General features: G+C 49.3%; 14 protein-coding genes. 8 read left to right on the top strand and 6 right to left on the bottom strand.

The features are described from left to right. The first annotated feature begins 366 nt into the window (after nucleotides 1–366). The gene (gene katG / locus AC07N2_RS13280) at nucleotides 367–2,541 is read left to right on the top strand and encodes a catalase/peroxidase HPI (protein ID WP_494778660.1); all 2,175 of its coding nucleotides are present in this window, start codon (nucleotides 367–369) and stop codon (nucleotides 2,539–2,541) included. Nucleotides 2,542–2,671: 130 nt separating this feature from the next. Further along, nucleotides 2,672–3,031 carry a glyoxalase superfamily protein gene (locus AC07N2_RS13285; protein WP_076591477.1) on the top strand — a complete coding sequence of 120 codons (360 nt, stop codon included), beginning with the start codon at nucleotides 2,672–2,674 and terminating at the stop codon, nucleotides 3,029–3,031. Nucleotides 3,032–3,193: 162 nt separating this feature from the next. Here AC07N2_RS13285 and AC07N2_RS13290 read toward each other — a convergent pair whose 3' ends face one another. The 3 genes from AC07N2_RS13290 to AC07N2_RS13300 form a co-directional block, all read right to left on the bottom strand. Then, nucleotides 3,194–5,869 (bottom strand): autotransporter domain-containing protein, encoded by a 2,676-nt coding sequence (locus AC07N2_RS13290; RefSeq protein WP_494778661.1) that lies wholly within the window; start codon nucleotides 5,867–5,869, stop codon nucleotides 3,194–3,196. A gap of 409 nt (nucleotides 5,870–6,278) precedes the next feature. After that, a complete protein-coding gene (locus AC07N2_RS13295; RefSeq protein ID WP_494778662.1) occupies nucleotides 6,279–7,025 on the bottom strand; it encodes an MgtC/SapB family protein in 747 nt (248 codons plus the stop codon). Nucleotides 7,026–7,042: 17 nt separating this feature from the next. Next, complete coding sequence (locus AC07N2_RS13300; RefSeq protein ID WP_494778663.1) at nucleotides 7,043–8,263, bottom strand: DUF2252 domain-containing protein; 1,221 nt, start codon at nucleotides 8,261–8,263, stop codon at nucleotides 7,043–7,045. Nucleotides 8,264–8,757: 494 nt separating this feature from the next. Between AC07N2_RS13300 and mqo the strand changes: the two genes are divergently transcribed. After that, a complete protein-coding gene (mqo, locus tag AC07N2_RS13305; RefSeq protein ID WP_494778664.1) occupies nucleotides 8,758–10,392 on the top strand; it encodes a malate dehydrogenase (quinone) in 1,635 nt (544 codons plus the stop codon). 172 nt (nucleotides 10,393–10,564) lie between these two features. Here the strand turns inward: mqo and cls are convergent, their stop codons facing one another. After that, entirely contained in the window at nucleotides 10,565–11,956 is a 1,392-nt protein-coding gene (cls, locus tag AC07N2_RS13310) for a cardiolipin synthase (RefSeq protein ID WP_494778665.1), read from the bottom strand. 306 nt (nucleotides 11,957–12,262) lie between these two features. Next, nucleotides 12,263–13,753 carry a methyl-accepting chemotaxis protein gene (locus AC07N2_RS13315; RefSeq protein WP_494778666.1) on the bottom strand — a complete coding sequence of 497 codons (1,491 nt, stop codon included), beginning with the start codon at nucleotides 13,751–13,753 and terminating at the stop codon, nucleotides 12,263–12,265. 313 nt (nucleotides 13,754–14,066) lie between these two features. Here AC07N2_RS13315 and AC07N2_RS13320 point away from each other — a divergent pair, with 313 nt between their 5' ends. Beyond that, nucleotides 14,067–14,255, top strand: coding sequence for a YjfB family protein (locus AC07N2_RS13320; protein ID WP_076591471.1), 189 nt, complete (start codon nucleotides 14,067–14,069; stop codon nucleotides 14,253–14,255). 68 nt (nucleotides 14,256–14,323) lie between these two features. Continuing rightward, nucleotides 14,324–14,929 (top strand): DUF924 family protein, encoded by a 606-nt coding sequence (locus AC07N2_RS13325; protein ID WP_494778667.1) that lies wholly within the window; start codon nucleotides 14,324–14,326, stop codon nucleotides 14,927–14,929. A 59-nt stretch (nucleotides 14,930–14,988) separates the two neighbouring features. On the opposite strand, the gene AC07N2_RS13330 is transcribed toward AC07N2_RS13325, so the two are convergent. Next, nucleotides 14,989–15,612, bottom strand: coding sequence for a TetR/AcrR family transcriptional regulator (locus AC07N2_RS13330; protein ID WP_494778668.1), 624 nt, complete (start codon nucleotides 15,610–15,612; stop codon nucleotides 14,989–14,991). A gap of 213 nt (nucleotides 15,613–15,825) precedes the next feature. On the opposite strand from AC07N2_RS13330, the gene AC07N2_RS13335 reads away from it, so the two are divergent. The 3 genes from AC07N2_RS13335 (at nucleotide 15,826) to AC07N2_RS13345 (ending at nucleotide 20,728) form a co-directional block, all read left to right on the top strand. Then, nucleotides 15,826–16,008, top strand: a complete 183-nt coding sequence (locus AC07N2_RS13335) for a hypothetical protein (protein ID WP_076591469.1) — start codon at nucleotides 15,826–15,828, stop codon at nucleotides 16,006–16,008. A 222-nt stretch (nucleotides 16,009–16,230) separates the two neighbouring features. Then, nucleotides 16,231–17,457 (top strand): efflux RND transporter periplasmic adaptor subunit, encoded by a 1,227-nt coding sequence (locus AC07N2_RS13340; protein WP_494778669.1) that lies wholly within the window; start codon nucleotides 16,231–16,233, stop codon nucleotides 17,455–17,457. A gap of 55 nt (nucleotides 17,458–17,512) precedes the next feature. Beyond that, nucleotides 17,513–20,728, top strand: a complete 3,216-nt coding sequence (locus AC07N2_RS13345) for an efflux RND transporter permease subunit (protein ID WP_494778670.1) — start codon at nucleotides 17,513–17,515, stop codon at nucleotides 20,726–20,728.

The following is a 20,728-nucleotide window of genomic DNA, read 5'->3' on the forward strand; positions in this document are numbered from 1 at the left end:
TGAGCTATCCCGTTTGGTAGCGCATCTCGTATTCATCTTGCCGATAACCAAAATTTCATCACTCGACTCTCACTCTGGGTTAAGTTACAGATAACTTGGGATAGTCACTGTCTATTCGATATAGTTAAATAACAAAATTCTATTTTTAATAGTTTTTGCATAAACTTTGCAGGTCGTCACTATCAAGGAGTCTGTATTGTCCCGTTCATTGTTTCAGTCGTCATCGCCACTTTGGCTGGAAGTCCTGGCAGCTTTGGCACAAGCCCATTGAGCGGGATATCGAGCAGTGGTTTGTAGCGGTTCATTCTTTTTCATCAATTTTTAGCGGTTCATTTCGAACCGTGACAACTCAAAGGAGACTCCGTCATGTCAGCCGAAGCCAAGTGCCCATTTCATGCCGCCGGTGGTGGTACGACCAATAAAGACTGGTGGCCTAACCAGTTACGTGTTGACTTGCTGCACCAGCATTCCAATAAGTCCAATCCGCTGGGTGAACAGTTCAACTACGCCGAAGAATTCAAGAAGCTCGACTACAAGGCACTGAAGGCCGATCTGGTCAAATTGATGACGGACAGCCAGGATTGGTGGCCTGCTGACTTCGGCCACTATGGTCCGCAATTCATACGCATGGCCTGGCATGGCACGGGCACATACCGTACTCAAGATGGACGCGGCGGCGGCGGGCGCGGGCAACAACGCTTTTCGCCACTCAATTCCTGGCCTGATAACGTCAACATCGACAAGTCGCGCCGCCTGCTGTGGCCGATCAAGCAAAAGTACGGTCAGAAAATTTCCTGGGCTGACTTGTTTGTGTTGACTGGTAACGTGGCGCTGGAATCTATGGGTTTTCGCACTTTTGGCTTTGCCGGTGGCCGCGCGGATGTATGGGAACCAGATATCGACGTGAACTGGGGTGCGGAAACTACCTGGTTGGGTACGGACAAACGTTTCCACGGCGACCGCGAGTTGGATCCAAATTTGGCTGCAACGCATATGGGCCTGATTTATGTGAACCCGGAAGGTCCGAATGCCAGTGGCGACTATATGGCTGCGGCCAAGGATATACGTGCCACTTTTGGACGCATGGCGATGGATGACGAGGAAATCGTTGCGCTAATTGCCGGCGGTCACACTTTCGGCAAATCTCACGGTGCGGCACCTGAGTCACACAAAGGGCCAGAGCCGGAGGGCGCGCCGATAGAAGCGCAAGGCTTGGGTTGGATCAGCAACTTCGGTCAAGGTCACGGCAAGGACACCGTTTCCAGCGGTCTGGAAGTAACCTGGACCAAGACCCCGACACTGTGGAGCAATAACTTCTTTGAAAACCTGTTCAAGTATGAATGGGAAATTACTAAATCGCCTGCTGGCGCGAAGCAGTGGGTGGCCAAGGATTCCGAGGACATCATCCCGGACGCGCACGTCAAGGGCAAGTTCCACAAGCCAACGATGCTGACCACCGATCTGACGATGCGTTTTGATCCGGAGTTCGGCAAGATTTCCCGGCGCTTTTTTGAAGACCCGCAAGCGTTTGCTGAAGCCTTTGCCCGTGCCTGGTTCAAGCTGACGCATCGCGATATGGGTCCACGTGCACGCTATCTTGGTCCTGAGGTACCGAAGGAAGAACTGATTTGGCAAGACCCGATTCCGGCTGTGGATTACAAGCTGGTGGATGCTGCTGACGTGGCTGCGCTCAAGGCCAAGTTGCTGACCTCGGGTTTGTCGGTGAGCGAACTAGTGGGTACGGCGTGGGCTTCGGCTTCGACTTTCCGCGGCTCTGACAAACGCGGCGGTGCCAACGGTGCACGTATTCGTCTGGCACCGATGAAGGATTGGGAAGTCAACCAACCTGCGCAACTGGCTAAAGTGCTCAAGACGCTTGAGAGCATACAGGCTGACTTCAACAAATCAGCTGCGGGTGGCAAGAAGATTTCACTGGCCGACCTGATTGTGTTGGCGGGCAGCGCGGGGGTAGAGCAGTCGGCCAAGGCTGCAGGCGTGAGCGTGACGGTGCCATTCACACCAGGGCGCAACGATGCGCGTCAGGATCAGACTGATGTGGATTCCTTTGCCGTGCTTGAACCGCCAGCTGACGGTTTCCGCAATTACGATAGCAAGAAGTACGCTGCATCTGTTGAGGCTTTGCTGATAGACAAGGCACAGTTGCTGAATTTAAGCGCGCCTGAACTGACGGTGCTGATCGGCGGCTTGCGCACGATTAACATCAACGTTGGCGGCGCCAAGCATGGCGTGTTCACTAAAACGCCGGGCGTGCTGAACAATGACTTCTTCGTCAACTTGCTCGATATGGGTACACAGTGGAAACCGCTGGCGACCGATGCCGAGGTGTTGGAAGGTCGTGATCGCAAGAGCGGTGATGTCAAGTGGACCGGCACGCGGGTGGACTTGGTATTTGGCTCCAACGCTGTGTTGCGTTCTGTGGCCGAGGTGTATGCCGAATCCGACGCGAAGGAAAAATTCGTCAAGGACTTCGTCACTGCCTGGGTCAAGGTGATGAACGCTGATCGCTTCGATTTGGCGTAAAGCGATCTTGACTAGTTAGACTGCTTGAAAAAATGAAAGCGATGCATCTGTTAGGGTGCATCGCTTTTTAATTTGCGCACTAATATAAATCGGCCATAATCGCTGCTCGTATAAATCCAGACAAACTGCCATGCAAATATCCTCCGCTATCCCGATCATCCGCATCTTTGACGAAGCCAAGGCGAAAGAGTTTTATCTCGATTTTCTCGGCTTTACAACTGATTGGGAACATCACTTTGGGGATAATTTTCCCTTGTATCTGCAAATAAAACGCTCGGATTTGATTTTGCATCTGAGCGAACATCATGGCGATGCAACGCCAGGCTCCGCGATTTTTATTCCTATTGACGATATCAATACCTTGCACACGGAACTCCTGAACAAGGATTACAAGTATGCAAAACCTGGCGTACAAGATTTACCTTGGGGACGCATGATGGATATTGCCGATCCATTTGGTAATCATCTACGTTTTTGCCAACAGGTTTGAGGAGACGCTAGAAGATCTACTCGTCTTAAGTCTGATTAAAAACAATGCACCATGTCAAAAATAAAACGATCAAGACGATGTAGATGGACGTGATAGAAAATAAAAAACGCTATGACCACCAGAAGCGGTCATAGCGTTTTTGATGCCATTACAGATTGAGAATTAGAACGCCCAACGTGCCTTAACAGAAGCAGTTTGATTATCGAAGTCCTTACGCACTTCAAAATCATAACGAGCAGAAATCTCCAGCGTCTTGCTCACCTGGCCGATGATGCCGACACCACCACGTGCCAACCACGGACTAGGATTGATACCCGTCGTCGTAAACGCCAGAGTCGGTGCACCAGCAAAAGAAGAGGTCAGACTCGTCCCTTCATTGATCACATCGTAACCCACGCCCAGATTAGCAATCAGAGCAGCACGCTTCGACAAGGCATGCGACACCTTGCCATCCACACCCAAAATCAATTCTTTGGCATTGTTCTTGTTCACATTCAGATTCAATGCGCCTACACCTGTTTCGCTATACCCATCATTGCGTACCCATGTGTAATCTGCACGGATCGAAGGCTTAAACACAGTCTTGTCATCCAGACGCAAGTTGTGTCCCAAAGCGACACCGGCGTGCGTACTAATGCTGTTATAAGACGAACGTGCAGTGCCTATGCCATTGATTTGACGCGTGCCATCATTGTCATGCACACCGATATCGAACTGATAATCCAGATGTGTTGCTGAAGTCACCTTATGACTACCGTAGACAATCGCTTGATAACTACTCACGCTCGCATTTTGTGTGGCAATACTTGAATTTCCATCGATTTTGCTGCGTGCATACGCAAACGCAGCACCGATACGACCCACATCAGAAATATCACCATCCACGCCAAACACCATGCCGTAAGTATTAGCGCTATAACCAGACGCACCACCGCGGTCTGACTGATTCGCCCAGCTACCAAAAGGCTTCATCCACACATGTTTGTCGCTATACAAGGTATCGCCTGACGACGCACCGAGGACTGCATTGTTAATGCCATCCTGGCGTTGCTGTACCACACCCGACATGCCATGGATCGCTCCGACGGTTGCCTGTGTGGTACCTGCACCGATGGTTGGGAGGATTTGCGAAACACGATCAGCGACTTGACGCTCGGTGGTTAAGCCAGCGCTGGTCAGCGATGCGAGGAAAGTATTGATCTCTGCTGGTTGGTTAACCATATTGACCAAGAGTGTATCGAGCACGCTGGCTGCGCCAGAAGCCGAAGATAAACCTGCTCCTTGTACCGCACTGAGAACGGTACTTAAGCTTGTCGCGGTAACGGCGAGTAGGTCGATTTGTTGGGCACCGTTTGAATAGGCATTAAAGTCCATACCCAGAATATTGTCGATGACGCGAAGGTCGGACAATTTGCCGGAGCCTGTGATGACATTGCCTGCGACGGTAATAGTGCCAAAGGGAACCTGGACAACCTTTGTGATGATGTCACCGATAACGAAGGTATTGGTTGGCGTTGCGTTGACTTGTATGGTGCTGCCTGCAGCGAAGTTTGCATCTCCAAATATAGCTAAGCGGCCATGCTGGGTCGCATTGGTCGCGTCGAACTTGAATATACCGCTAGCGCCTTGGCTATAGTTTCCACCTACATAACTTGCATCATTGTGAGTATCAATCGTGCCGTTGTTGTCGAGGTTAATGCTGCCGTTTAACGTTACTTTTCCATCCAGCAGGCCACCAACAAAGTTGTTGACGGTACCAGCACTGGAAGATGCGTTCATATAGAGTGAATTGACAGATTGCCCACTTCCACTTGCTACGATGGTGCCGTAGTTATTAAGAGTGCCACCAGCAAAGTCATCGACAATGAGGCCTCTTGCATCTTGTGAAGAGGTGGCGCTGATAATGCCGCCTTTTAAGTTGTTGAGGGTATCGCTAAACGTTTTGAGGTAGATGCCATTAGCAGTTGTGCTGTGCAGTGCAGTAGCTGTAGATGACGCTGAAGCGCTGATGGTACCGGAGTTATTGATGGCGCCAATGCTGAAATTTTCAGTATAGATACCATTAGCGGTAGCTTTGTTTGTTGCAACAGATGTTGCGCTGATGGTGCCGGTATTGTCCAAGCTAGCGTTGCTGGAGGTAGTCGCTGCAACAGTGAATAAGGTTGGTGCTGGCGTGTTGTCTACACCAGAGAGAATATAGATGCCATTGGTTTTAGCATCTATTGCAGTAGCTGAGGTGCTGATGCTGCCTGCGTTTTCCAATTTCCCCGTAAAACTGTTGATTTCGACAGCGTTAGCAGTAGCATCAGGGTTGACGTTTGATCCTAGTGCATTAGCACTGATGGTGCTGTTTTTCAAGTTGCTGACTGTACCGGACAGATCATCGATATAAACAGCAGCAGCATAAGCACCTGTTGTACTGGTCGTTGTAGCGTTGATCGAACCAGAGTTGGTGAATATTCCAGATAATCTATTGTCGAACAAAATGCCATAAGTACTCTGTAGCGAGGTGTTTGTGTCTATCGCGCCATTGTTAATAAAGGTAGCGCTGAATGAAGTGCCAATGGTTACCGCGGTACCTGTAGCAACCTTGATGCTGCCGGTGTTACTGATTGTGACGTCTTCATCGCCAAAACTTTGCGGCGAGGTCAATGCGGAGTCGAGGCTAATCGGACCTGGTACAGCAGCTGCGATACCAGGAGCGAGTAGCAGTGTTGCTACAGCGGTTGCAATAGCCGTACGTGTGGACGAAGATTTGCCTTTGGCTTTGGCGTTTTCACCTGTTACGACAAAACACTGACGCACGGCACTCCAGATAACCCGGTGATTCTTGTTCATTACTACTCCCTGAGAATTTTATTATTAGTGATGAGGTGTATGCCTGCGTTTGTTGCCCTGTCACCGTTAATCGCAGCGACCATCAAACAATCAAGGAAATGCGACCTTGCGGCCGTTTTGCCAACTCACGCGGAATCCAAGCTGCGAGATTGTGGGGGCAATCCTGAAGGCGGCTATACCATGCGTCTCGTTTTGCGGCGGAAATGAGAAATATATTTTGCGAGGTGAGGTAATTAGCCCGTAGCCGAGGTTTTTAAGCAGGCTGGAAGTTTGAATGTGTATTGAACGAGAGAAATGGCGGAGTGTCGATCAGCGTAGGCTGGTTCGATGATGTTGGGACGCAGATAACGTCTGATGGTATTGCGAGAGATATCCAGTTGTTTGGATATCTCCCCCAGAGAGACCTGGTTTAGTTCCGCGCGTGAGTGAGCTGAAATCCAGTAAGATTTTTGATTTCTTTCAGTTGCTCGGTCAGCAGAGTAATTGTTTCTCCGCGTGTGCGATCAATGATCGTGGCAATAAAATGCCATTCAATTTTATGATCACTTTGAATTACAGAAAGTGATCGTTGGGCAATCACGTATCCGTGCGATTGAGCGAATTGATACAGCACATCTGTGTCAGGGACTTCATCGTGATTGAACTCCATGACGACAGCAATTCCTTCCTGCGAAGGTAATAAATTTTCCAGTTTGCTACCGTAAGCCATACACGCACTGGAGAGCAGTGAAAGACCGATAGCGGCTGGATAGAGTTCAAGTCCAACTAAGATGCCGATCGCGGAAGATGCCCAAATGGAGGCGGCCGTTGTGAGTCCGTGCGTCGAGTATTGCTCATGTACGATCACACCAGCACCCAGGAATCCAATACCGGTCACTATGCCCTGAATCACGTGTGTAGGATCAGGTGCTGCGGTCGCTAGTGCGCGTGCACCAAACCATGCGTCAGGGTGTCCGAGAACTGCAACCAAAGCTGCTGACGCCATGCAAACCACACCATAGGTGCGCATACCTGCTGCATGGCCATGATAAAAACGTTCGTAGCCTACTAACGCACCTAGTACCAAGGCTGCTAATAACGTAAAGCAAAGGTGAATGCTGGCATCGAGGATGGGCCCTGACCAATACACGGAAAAAGCGTGATCGAATGAAGACATAAGTGAGTTGGTTAGTACTACCGTTTTAAAGGATGGTCATCAAGGGCAAACAAGCCTGCATCGTATGCTTCGCAATATATACACCAGTCATCTTTGACTTGATCTGCGAGCTCATGGCAAATAGAGAGTAAGTTACTACGCCATTTTTTACGTCCGGAAAAATCGATGAGCGTGTCAGCAATCGCTGAACCTTCACGTCCCGAGCTACGCAACTGTGCCCATGCGACGCATTCTCCCATTACTTTAACAACACCGATTAAATGATCGATATGGTGCTGTTGACCTGTGAGTGGGACGCGATCTTCCGTGGGCTGTAAAGCACGCAAGACATAGGGCTGATCTTGAATTTCAACTGCGTGCAAGAAGGCGATGGAAACTGCCTGCATTCTTTTTTGCAAAGTGACGACACGTTCTGCATGACTTTTCCATTTAGGCTGAAGGTGCCCTAAATGCTTTGCGATTGATGAGGGCAGGGCTTGCTTCAAATCGAGTAAATAGTTCTGGTTAGGCGAGCCTTTTCCCTCGACCAGAATCGCATAGCGCGCAACACCAAGACTCCCTGTCCCAGCAACGCGACGTGCGATATCAATGACCTTGTAAAAATCAGGCTTATCTTGCGTTCGGGCGAAGCTTTGCATAAAGCGATGTATCCGATTTCTATCTATGTCTGAAACCGGTAACAGTTTCTTTCCATCGACGCGAAAATGGCGTTGTCCTTTTTTGTTTTGCGTTCTCTTATTCAGGAAATCGACTCTTGAGCGTAGACGTACTTGCTCTAGTAACTCGCCTACCAAGCCTGAAGAAGTCTCCCTTTCTACCCATCTGGCTTTGCCTGTGGCAAGCGCATCGACGTAGGCAGAGATAAATTCCTGCGCAAGGATAGTGGCATCCGTATTGGACAAACCAAGTAAAGGAACGCCGACGAGAATGCTGACAATCAGCCGAGATAGTTCCCATGGTATTGGAGCGAGTACGGCCTCATCAAAATCATTGATATCAAAATAGGGGAGTCTGTTATCGCCTTTGTAGCTGCCTAAATTTTCGATATGCAAATCGCCGCAACACCAGACCAGAGGTGACGCTTTAAACATGCCGTTCTTAGGCAATCGGTCATAGAACAAGTGGCAAGTCCCACGCAGAAACACGAATGGGTCAGTACGCATCGCGGCGTACTTCATCGCGAGTCGTTCAGGATCTCGCCCTTGATTTGCCTTGCGTATGCGATTGATGACTTTCATGCGACTTCCTTGATCGGATTGTAAAAATACGAATCAAATGTGAAATCAGATCTTTCCGGCTTGGCTCTAAGTTATCAGACTTTGTCTCATCTAAAGAGTAATTAAATGAGCTTGAGTAATATTGAGGTGAGGCCTCAGGTGCAGCTTCAGATGAGCCTTCGTCAGGCTTGGCTAAGGATACCAATCACCGGATGACGTTACCGTTCGTGCTTTAGCAGTTTTCAGCGAACACTTTGTTAACTCATTAAACAGAAGTTGCAAAAGTTGAAGTGGTAGTAAAATTATGCACGTCTAAATTAAGACGGGTTTCCACTCGGAAATTGATTGCCTAATTGATCACGATTTGGTCGCATTTGACCCTCGTGGTGCTCCTGTGACTTGCTGCATCAGTACTCTGATGATCAGTCTATGTCCTCGTGTTTTCTATGTCGCGTACACCGCTGCATAGTGAGCATGAAAAATGGATGTCATTTTTAATGAACGTGGATTAAATAATGTTTAAAAAAAACTACCTTGCCTTATTGGCTTTTGCTTTGTCTCTGGTTGTCATGCCTGTGCATGCAGCAGAAATCAAAAAAGTAGATGTCATGCTCATCGGCGGCGGCATCATGAGTGCAACCCTGGGTATTTGGCTCAATGAGCTGGAGCCTACCTGGTCCATGGAAATGGTCGAGCGACTCGACGGTGTTGCCAAGGAAAGCTCAAACGGCTGGAACAATGCAGGAACTGGCCATTCAGCCTTAGCTGAACTGAACTACACGCCGGAAAACAAGGATGGCAAGGTTGAGATTGCCAAGGCTATCGAAATCAATGAAGCGTTCCAGATTTCACGTCAATTCTGGGCGTGGCAAGTCAAGAACGGTATCTTGAAAAATCCTCGCTCCTTCATCAATTCGACACCGCACATGAGTTTTGTGTGGGGCGATGAGAACACCAAATATTTGAAGAAGCGCTATGAAGCGCTGCAAGCCAGCCCTTTATTCAGAGGCATGCAGTACTCTGAAGATCCTGAGCAGATCAAGAAGTGGGTTCCGCTCATGATGGAAGGACGTCCTGCGAATCAAAAGATTGCTGCTACCTGGACGCCTATCGGCACGGACGTAAACTTTGGCGAGATCACGCGCCAGTTCGTCGGCACTCTTCAAACGAAACCGAATTTCTCCCTGAAGCTTTCCAGTGAAGTACAAGACATCACGCGTAATGCGGATGGCACTTGGCGCATCGCTTACAAGAATCTGAAGGACGGTACCAAAACACAAACTGATGCCAAGTTCGTGTTCATCGGCGCTGGTGGTGGTGCTTTGCATCTGCTGCAAAAGTCAGGTATTCCGGAAGCCAATGAATATGGCGCATTTCCTGTAGGCGGATCTTTCCTTGTTACCGACAACCCAGCCATTGCTGAACGCCATTTGGCCAAAGCTTATGGTAAGGCATCGGTAGGTGCTCCTCCGATGTCGGTTCCGCATCTGGATACCCGTGTTCTGGATGGCAAGCGCGTTATTTTGTTTGGACCATTCGCGACTTTTTCTACCAAGTTCCTGAAGGAAGGTTCGTATCTGGATCTGTTCACGAGCGCGACTACGCACAACGTTTGGCCTATGGTGCGAGTTGGTGTCGAGCAGTATCCACTGGTTGAATATCTGGCTGGTCAACTGATGCTGTCTGACGATGATCGCCTGAAAGCATTACAGGAATACTTCCCGAATGCGAAAAAAGAAGATTGGCGTTTGTGGCAAGCCGGTCAGCGCGTACAGATCATCAAGCGCGATGAGAAAAAGGGCGGCGAGCTGAAACTGGGAACAGAAGTTGTTAGTTCCAAAGATGGCAGCATTGCAGGTTTGCTGGGTGCTTCTCCTGGTGCATCGACTGCAGCGCCTATCATGCTGAACGTGCTTGAAAAAGTGTTCAAGGACAAGGTCGCGACACCAGCTTGGCAGAGCAAGATACGCCAGATCGTTCCGAGCTATGGCACCAAGCTCAACGACAGCCCTGACAAGGTCTATCAGGAATGGGTATATACCAGCCAGATTCTTCAGCTGACACCGCCTCCTGCAATCGATCGCACGGTAGTTCCGCAAGCTGCACCTGCGCGACAACCTAAGAATGAACCAGCTGATCTGGCGTTGTAATGTTCACTTGCTCGAAACCTGATCCACGAGCCGCATAGTTGGTATTCAGGATTGAGCAATAGTTATAAAAAAATCCTACTCATGAAAATGAGTAGGATTTTTTTTGAGCTGATCGATGTGGACTTGCTTGAAATGATTTGAAGCTGCCGAAGTGTAGTGGATGATGACACTTCTATAACCAGTATTCCAAACGTCGTGCCATCCATTCGCGCATGCGATCCGAGAATGGGCGTTGTGCCCATTGCTCAGCAGTGATTTCTATTGAATTACTCAAATCTTCGTTGAATGCGCTTTCCATCACATCTCCAAAATTCTTGTCCAGTGCAATCAGATTGACTTCGTTATTGTGCAAGAAGCTGCGCATATCGAGATTGGTGGAGCCGACGGTGGACCAGTAGCCATCGATGACAGCAGTTTTGGCATGTAACACGGATGCCTGCAGTTCAAATATGCGCACGCCGCTGGCAAGCAACTCGGTATAAAACGAACGTCCTGCATGCATGACTAGTCCCGCGTCAGATACGCCGGGGAATACCATCTTCACATCCACGCCACGCTTGGCTGCATCGGTAAGCGCTTGTATTAATTGCACATCCGGAACGAAGTAGGCATTCGTAACGTGTATGGATACTTTTGCTTCCTGCATCGCGAGTACATAGGCTTTGTACACCGCGTAATCGCCGTCGGGTACGCTGGCAATGACGCGCACGATTTTTTTTCCCATGGGTTTTAACGGCGGGAAGTAATTCCGTTCAGCGAGATTGTCTGGCTTATGACTTGCCCATGTTTGCATGAATAGCCATTGGAACGAAGCGACAGCCGGTCCTTCTACTTGTATATGCGTATCGCGCCAACCTAGATCAACGTTATCTTTTTTACGTGAGCGGAATAACGATTTAGATGAGTAATCGCTGGTGATGTTGATGCCGCCGGTGAATGCAATCATGCCGTCGACGACTAGAATTTTGCGATGATCGCGATTATTCAAGTGCCAGGAAAAGAGCTGCTTGAATGGGTTGACGGGATTAAATTCGAGTAAGTTGATACCACTGTCACGCAATTGCTGGAAAAATTCTGGTGGTGTGCCGATGGAACCGATGCTGTCATAAATGATGTTGACCTGTACGCCTTCGCGCTGCTTTTGCATGAGTAGTTCTGCGAACTCTTTGCCCAAAGCATCTTGATTGAAAATATAGGTTTCCAGATTGATGTGATTTTTGGCATTTTTGATGGCGGCGAGCATGGCTGCCATTGTTTCCGGACCATCGTTGAGCAGGGTGAGTTTATTGCCCGCGATGAGTGGACTGCCAGTTGCGGCTTCTTCCAGAGCAGCTAATTCCGGTAGATTGACGTTATCGCTACGCAAGCGTTTTGCCAGCAAGGATTCTGATTTTTGTTTGGATAGATTGCCTTGGCTGGTTTGTATCGAGATTGAGTCTTGCGGTGTTAATGATGTTTTTAAATAGCGAACATCAGGCAGCGAGGCGCAGGCAGTAAGTGCAAGGCTGAGTAGCAGCAGAGAGAGTCGAGTGAAAAATGAAACGCGTATAAGGTTACGGAGCATTTTTGTCTGATATTTCGTTGGCTATTTCACGGGGATCATTATTCATCTTGCCATCAATTTGTACTTGAAGCAGGGTTAATTTTTATTCACCCAAATAGCCGTGACATTGGAAAAAATATCTGTGATTTTATTACTTTGTATGCAAATGTCAGAATGCGCTAGCTCGCTGTAATAGAACATGGTTCTTTGCTGCTCGAACATATATATCGGAAAATGATGGGTGTAAAAGAAAAGCCCATTTAAGCGGGCTTTTCTTTGTTCAGCGCAGCGTATCGTTGTTTTTGACGATAAATGCGGCAAGGCTGCTCAAGCAGGCAGGGCAGTATTTAATGCAAGTCCCACATTCTGATCATGCAATTTAAAGCTCCCAACAGTTTGTGCTAAGTGCTCCGCCTGATTTTGCAATGACGTAGCGGCAGCGGCTGCTTCTTCTACCAAGGCAGCATTTTGTTGCGTTACTTCGTCCATTTGGCTGATGGCTTGATTGACCTGTTCAATTCCTGCGCTTTGTTCCTCGCTGGCCACTGTAATTTCCGCCATGATGTCGGTCACGCGTTTTACGCTGTTAACGATTTCATCCATAGTCGTGCCTGCTTGTTCGACCAGTTTCCCACCGGTATCGACTCTTTCCACTGAATCTCCTATCAAGGCTTTGATTTCTTTTGCTGCAGATGCAGAGCGTTGTGCGAGATTGCGTACTTCTGCTGCAACTACTGCAAAGCCACGTCCTTCTTCCCCAGCTCTGGCTGCTTCAACTGCAGCATTCAAGGCAAGGATATTGGTCTGGAATGCAATGCCGTCGATGACGCTGATAATGTCGACGATTCTTTTCGATGCATCGTTGATCGCCCCCATCGTCAATACGACCTGAGATACGACTTCACCACCTCTGATTGCGATGTCTGAGGCGTTTGCTGCCAATTGGTTGGCCTGCTTGGCGTTATCTGCATTTTGTTTGACAGTAGAGGTGATTTCTTCCATCGAAGATGCAGTCTCTTCAAGCGCGCTGGCTTGCTGTTCTGTGCGGGCAGATAAATCGAGATTGCCCGCCGCAATTTGATTTGAACCCGTCGCAATTGCATCCGTACCATTGCGAACTTTCGTCACGATGCGCATGAGATTTTCATTCATGTCTTTCAAGGCATGAAGGAGCTGGCCAGTTTCATCCTTGGATGTGACGTTTATCTGTGTCGTGAGATCGCCTGATGCAACTGTGCGGGCAATATCAATCGCGTCGTTCAAAGGGCGTGTGACGCTAGTGATAATCCAATAGGTGAGGGTGGCTCCAACAACGGTCAATATTGTCAGTGCGAGTAAAATTGTTTTCGTCGCAAGATCATTTTGATCCTGTGCAGTGATGCGATTTTGTTCACGAATTTTTGCAGAGCCTTCACTGACGAAGGTGACAATTTGATCGATTTTTTGCGTAGGCTCGCGATCCAAACCTTTTACCAATGCATCGACATCTTGTGCACTCGTTTGCTTTGCATGGTCGTACTGCGTCAGTGCTTCAAGATAATTTTTTTCCAACTTAACCAATGCTGTATTTGCTTCATCTACCAGTGCTGTGCTGAGCTGGAGTTTACTGAGTACGCCGCTCAGTTTATTCAAACCTTCGTGCGTCTCTTTACCTTGTTCAATGAACGCTGCTTTGTATTTAGTGAATGCATCAATATCGTGACCACGCAGCAGAATGTTTTTCCATTCTTGAATTTGAATCTTGAAGTCGACTTGTGCTTTTCTGGCCGTGTCGACGGCATGTTCGACGTTAGAAGCTTGTTCAAGCGTCAACGTCATGAGCGCATTGGTTCTGTTGAGAGTACTCCAGCCTGTCAAGCCCAGAGCTACTGATCCTAGAATCAAAAAAGTACTTAACAGAATCAGACGACTGGAAATCTTTACATTTTGTATACGCATAAAACTACTCTCATGAATCAGGCAAGACGCCATAACCTTTTAACGGCGGTGAGCACATAAACTCAAGCAATTACCAGCATATTTGGTGGATTAAGAAATCTCATCAATCAAGTGCGATACGTGTAAAGAATTTCGCAGATGTGCCGATAAGATAGATGAAGCGTCATTCCCGGCGTATTGATTTGAGGCGAATATGGACGTAAGCAATATTGCAAGTTTGGCGACCAGCATGGCACAGCAGCGCACGAATAGCGACGTGTCTCTGACCGTGTTCAAGAAGGCGATGGACATTCAGAGTGCAATGGCGACGACTTTGATCGATGCAATCCCGAAAGTGAATTTACCTGCGAATATCGGCCAAAACATCAATACCAAAGCCTGATCACCGACTTCCAGATCGGTAGAAGCTATGCGACTATAGCGACACGATTTTGGAGTAAGGGAGCAGGTATGCCGGTAGAAACGATAGCATCGATACTTGAGTTCTGGTTTGGTACGGACGAGGACGATGCCAAAGCAGCCGAACAGCAAGGCAAGCTTTGGTGGTCCAAGGATACGACTGTTGATCAGACGATCAGGGATCGCTTTCAAGAATCTACTCTGGCAGCCGCGAATGGCGAGTTGGATGTATGGGCAGCGACGCCGCGTGGTTTGCTTGCGCTGATCCTGTTGACGGATCAATTTCCGCGCAATATGTATCGCGGCTTGTCGACTTCTTTTGCCTTCGATCCTCTGGCTCTGCAATGGAGTCTGATGGGACTTGATCATGGCTTCGATCAAGCGTTACGACCTATAGAACGCGTTTTTCTTTATCTTCCGCTGGAACACTCCGAGAATATTACGCATCAGGAACGCTCAGTCGCTTTATATGAGCAGTTGTTGCGTGATGCACCGGCTGCACAAGAAAAAACTTTTTCCGGCTTTGTGCAATTTGCGATTCGGCATCGCGATATCGTTGCGCGTTTTGGTCGCTTTCCGCATCGGAATGCGATTCTGGGGCGTGAAACGACAGAAGAAGAGCGTGCGTTTTTGCAAACGGCAGGCTCTTCCTTCTAATTTTCCTTCAGTGAATTTTTAAATAGCGGGATTTGCAGTCCAACCAGCAGTCCGCTGTCTTACTTGGCGGCAGGCCAGGCGCGCATTGCAGCAGATGCAATCGCGAGTAATTTGTCTCGATCACCAGTATCTCTGGCTTGCGTCGACATTCCCTGTATCACCGTTGCGTAAAAACTGGCGAGTGCGCTGGCATCGGTGCCGGGTGGCAATTCACCTTTGGCCATACCTTGCTCAATTCTGGTCTTGATCATGACTTCCACATTATCGCGGCGCTCTGTCATTGCGCTTTGCACGTGCTCGGCCGAGGCGGAGCAATTGGTGGTGGACGTGACGACCAGGCAGCCGGGTGGATGGCTAGGGCAGGTATTGTCTATGGCGCTGCTTTGCAACAAACGTTCGATGGCGTCGCGCGCGGTTGGTGCTTCATCAAACAGGCATTGCAGGGCATCGCAGCTTTTCGTTGAATAACGCTCTACCGCCTCAAGAAACAATTGTTCCTTGTCGCCGAACGCAGCGTACAGGCTGGGCGGTGTGATGCCCATGGCAGATGTCAGTTCGCTCAGCGATGCAGCTTCGTAGCCATAACGCCAAAAAACCAACATTGCGCGCTCCAGAGCCGTTTCTCTATCAAAAGAGAGGGGACGGCCGGTTTTTTTGCGCGGCTTTTCGGATTTGTTTTCCATTTCCATAGCGATCGATAGTAAACACCTTGACAGCTTAAGACAAGCAATATACAGTCACATCATACTTTCATAGCGATCGCTATGAAATATAAAAGTGACATGAATCGGAAATATTTTTATTGCGTTGCTTTAGGCAAAACGCCGTTTTGGTTTTTGTCTCAGTTTCTATCTATCAATATTTTTTATCTGTGTAATCAAAAGCGAGTGTGCCAAATGAAAAACCGTCTCTATCAAATCACCATTATTGCTGCCAGTACCTTTGCATTGTCTGCTGCGATGCATAACGACGCGCTGCAAGACATGATTTACGACAGTGCCTTGACAGGTGGTGGCGTATTGGCTGGTGCGACGGTATCGCTTGGTAACTTTGGGCAATCGGTAGCGGCAAAGCGCTAACAGTCATGCACAAGACCGACATGATGCCACTAAATGCGGATGCTGGCTGGCAATCCGCATTTTTTGTCGATTTCACAACTGCGCTGAAGACATCTCGCCGCGGGGGAGCTGCGTCGCGATGTTGATGCTTACGCATGCATCGGCTCAAACATTTGCCAATTAGTGGCAAGCACTATTTCTTAAAGATCATCTTTTTTGCAGATCACATTTCAGGGAATGAAAATGAAAGTATCAACTACACCACGTTTTTCCCGCAGTACTGTCGCGATTGCCGCGGGCATCCTCATCATCGCCGGCGCGGCGACAATTTCTCTGACTGGTCGCGCAGAAAAACCGCCAGTTGCAGCACCGGCAGCAGTCGGCGTAACAGTCGCCAATGTGCTGGAGCGCTCGGTAACGGAATGGGATGATTTTTCCGGTCGCGTCGAAGCTGTTGAGCGTGTTGAAATTCGTCCGCGCGTTTCCGGCACTATCGACGCTGTGCATTTTCAGGATGGGCAATTAGTGAAGAAGGGCGCTTTGCTGTTCACCATCGATCCACGTCCTTATAAAGCTGAACTGGCTCGTGCCGATGCAGCACGCGCAGGTGCATCAGCTCGCTTGTCATTGGCAAAAACAGAATTGGATCGTACCAAACGCTTGCTGGAAGATCGTGCGGTCGCGCAACGCGAACTCGATCAACGTGAAAATGCATTGCATGAAGCTGATGCCAATCTGAAAGCCGCCGACGCCGCAGTACTTACAGCCCGCTTGAATCTGCAATATACGGAAATCACTGCACCGGTCGCCGGCCGCGTCTCACGTGCCGAGATCACGGTAGGCAATCTGGTCGCAACAGGACCAACTGCACCGACACTGACGACGCTGGTTTCGGTATCGCCTGTTTATGTCAATTTTGAAATCGACGAACCAACTTACATCCGTTATTCAAGCAGTGGCGCTGTAGGTAACACTGGCGTGAATCGCGTCCCGGTTGCGATGGGTCTGACCAGTGAAGAAGGTTATCCACGTCAGGGTCATGTCAAATCTTTTGATAACAGAGTTGATACCGGCTCCGGCACGATACGCGTACGCGCTGTATTCGATAACGAAAACGGCAGCCTGACGCCAGGTATGTACGCCCGCGTACGTACCGGTGATTCCAACGCCAAGAATGCATTGTTGATCGACGACAAAGCAGTCGGTACCGATCAAGACAAAAAATACGTGATGGTAGTTGGTGCAGACAACAAGGCGGTGTATCGCCAAATCACATTGGGACCGATGGTCGATGGCTTGCGTGTAGTACGTACCGGCTTGAAAAAAGATGAACGCATCGTCGTCAACGGTTTGCAACGCATACGTCCGAATGACACCGTCACACCGGAAGTCGTGAAGATGGATGCACGTGTCGCCAGTGCAAATACAGTGAAGCCGACAGGGCAGGCGGCTTCCAGCGCAGTCAACTAAATCGGAACCCGACAGTAGCTGACTCCGCTCACCACATTTAAGAAGAAAAACTGAAATGAATATCTCTCGATTTTTTATCGATCGCCCCATCTTTGCCGGCGTTTTATCGGCCATCATCCTGATCGGTGGTTTGATCTCGATGTTGAACCTGCCGATCTCTGAATATCCGGAAGTCGTGCCGCCATCGGTCGTGGTCAAAGCCAACTTCCCGGGTGCCAATCCGCAAACCATCGCGGAAACAGTCGCCACGCCGATCGAAGAGCAGATCAACGGCGTAGAAGGCATGTTGTATATGGCGTCGCAGGCAACCTCCGATGGTTTGATGACACTGACCGTCACATTCAAACTTGGCACGCCGCCGGATCTAGCGCAGCAGTTGGTGCAAAACCGTGTGAACCAGGCCTTGCCACGTCTGCCCGACGTGGTGCAGCGTTTGGGGGTTACCACGGTCAAGAGTTCGCCAGACATGACGATGGTGGTCCATCTGGTTTCGCCAAATGATCGCTACGACATGACGTATTTGCGTAACTACGCGGTGCTGAACGTCAAAGACAATATTGCGCGTTTACCTGGTGTCGGCTCGGTCCAATTGTTCGGTGCCGGCGATTATTCGATGCGGATCTGGCTTGATCCACGCAAGGTAGCGGAGCGTGGCTTGTCCGCCAACGATGTGGTTGATGCGATCCGTGAGCAAAACGTGAACGTCGCTGCCGGCGTAATCGGTGCATCGCCATCGGTCCCTGGTGTGGATTATCAAATGTCGGTCAATGCACAAGGCCGTCTCAAAACTGAAGATGACTTCCGCGATATCGTGATTCGTACTTCGCCGGATGGCGTAGTCACGCGTTTGCGTGATGTGGCACGTGTTGAATTGGGTTCCAGCGAATATGCATTACGCTCGCTGCTGGATAACAAATCGGCGGTCGCGATGCCGATCTTCCAATCGCCAGGTTCTAACGCGCTGGAAATTTCAGACAACGTTCGTAAAACGATGGCTGCATTGAAAAAAGATATGCCGGAAGGCGTTGATTACAGTATCGTCTACGATCCAACTCAGTTTGTTCGTTCGTCGATTGAAGCGGTTATTCATACCTTGCTGGAAGCAATTCTGTTGGTTGTGATCGTTGTGATCATCTTCTTGCAAACATGGCGTGCATCCATCATTCCTTTGCTGGCGGTACCGGTATCGGTGATTGGTACCTTTGCGGTGATGATGGGACTTGGGTTCTCGATTAACGCACTCAGTTTGTTCGGGTTAGTGCTGGCGATCGGTATCGTCGTCGATGATGCGATTGTGGTGGTAGAAAACGTCGAGCGGAATATTGAAGACGGTTTGACCGCACGTGAAGCAACCTATAAGGCGATGCGTGAAGTGTCCAGTCCGATTGTTGCGATCGCACTGACTTTGTCGGCAGTATTTATTCCACTCGCATTCGTTAGCGGTTTGACTGGGCAGTTCTTTAAGCAATTTGCGTTGACGATTGCCATCTCGACCGTGATCTCGGCGTTCAACTCATTGACCTTGTCACCAGCGTTGGCAGCATTGCTGCTGAAAAGCCACGGTGCACCTAAAGACAAATTCCAGTTGTTAATCGATAGATTGTTTGGCTGGTTCTTCATTCGCTTTAATAAAGTGTTCCATCGCGGTTCGCAAAATTACGGCACCGGTGTGACCACTGTATTGAAACGTAAATCAGCTTCGCTGGCAGTGTATGCAGTGTTGATTGGTGCGACGATGTTCTTGTTCCATCACGTACCGGCTGGCTTTATTCCAGCTCAGGATAAACAGTATCTGGTTGGCTTTGCACAATTACCTGATGCCGCTTCGCTGGATCGTACAGAAGACGTGATCCGTCAAATGTCCGAAATCGCGATGAAAACACCAGGCGTTGAATCGGCAGTGGCTTTCCCAGGTTTATCGATCAATGGTTTCGTGAATAGTCCTAACTCAGGCATTGTGTTCACAACGCTTAAGCCGTTCAACGAACGCAAGAGTGCAGATTTGAGCGGTGGTGCGATTGCATTGAAATTGAATCAGCAATTCGCTGGCATTCAAGGTGCGTATACGGCGATGTTCCCACCGCCACCGGTGCAAGGTCTGGGTACTATCGGCGGCTTCAAACTGCAGATTCAAGATCGTGGTGCACTCGGTAAGGAAGCATTGAACGATGCATTGAAAGCCTTCCTCGCGAAAGCCTATCAAGCGCCTGAACTGGCCGGCATGTTCTCCAGCTATCAGATCAATGTACCGCAACTGTATGCCGATCTTGATCGTACACGTGCGCAGCAACTTGGTTTGTCGATACCGGCTGTATTCGATGCCTTGCAAATTTATTTGGGTTCACTGTATGTCAATGACTTCAATCAATTTGGTCGTACCTTCCAAGTGCGGGTACAGGCAGATGCACCTTTCCGTGCCCATGCTGAAGATATCGGTTTGTTGAAAGCGCGTAATACCAAGGGCGAAATGGTGCCTTTGTCTTCAGTGCTCAAAATGACGCAAAGCTATGGTCCAGATCAATTCATTCGCTACAACGGCTTCCCGGCTGCTGACGTGAATGGTGGTCCGGCTCCTGGTTACAGTACAGGTCAAGCACAAGCAGTAGTGGAACGCCTGTTGGCGGAAACTCTGCCACGCGGCATCAGCTACGAGTGGACCGAGATCACGTATCAAGACAAGATCGCCGGCGATACGCTGTTCATCATTTTGCCGTTGGCGATGTTGCTGGTGTTCTTCGTACTTGCTGCGCAATATGAAAGTCTTGCCCTACCGTTGGCTGTCTTGTTGATCGTGCCTATGGGCTTGCTGTCTGCCATCTTTGGTGTCTGGCTGACCGGTGGTGACAACAATATCTTTACGCAGATCAGTCTGATTGTATTGGTCGGGCTAGCCTGTAAGAACGCGATTCTGATTGTGGAATTCGCTCGTGAACTGGAGCATCAGGGACGTGAGACGTATGCAGCAGCCATTGAAGCAGCACGTTTGCGTTTGCGTCCGATCTTGATGACATCGATTGCATTTGTTGCTGGTGTGGTACCGCTGATTATTTCTTCCGGTGCAGGTTCAGAGATGCGTCATGCGATGGGTGTAGCGGTGTTCTCCGGCATGATCGGTGTGACGGCCTTCGGTCTGTTCTTGACGCCGATCTTCTATGTGTTGCTGCGTACGCTGGAGAAAAAATTCAGCCGCAAGACGGAACCGGAAGGCGAGGCCTATGCGGGGCACCCGGCTCCTGTCGCAATCGATACTCAGCATAATTACGAGGGTTGA

It is taken from the genome of Herminiimonas sp. GW821-FHT09C12 (assembly GCF_059416385.1).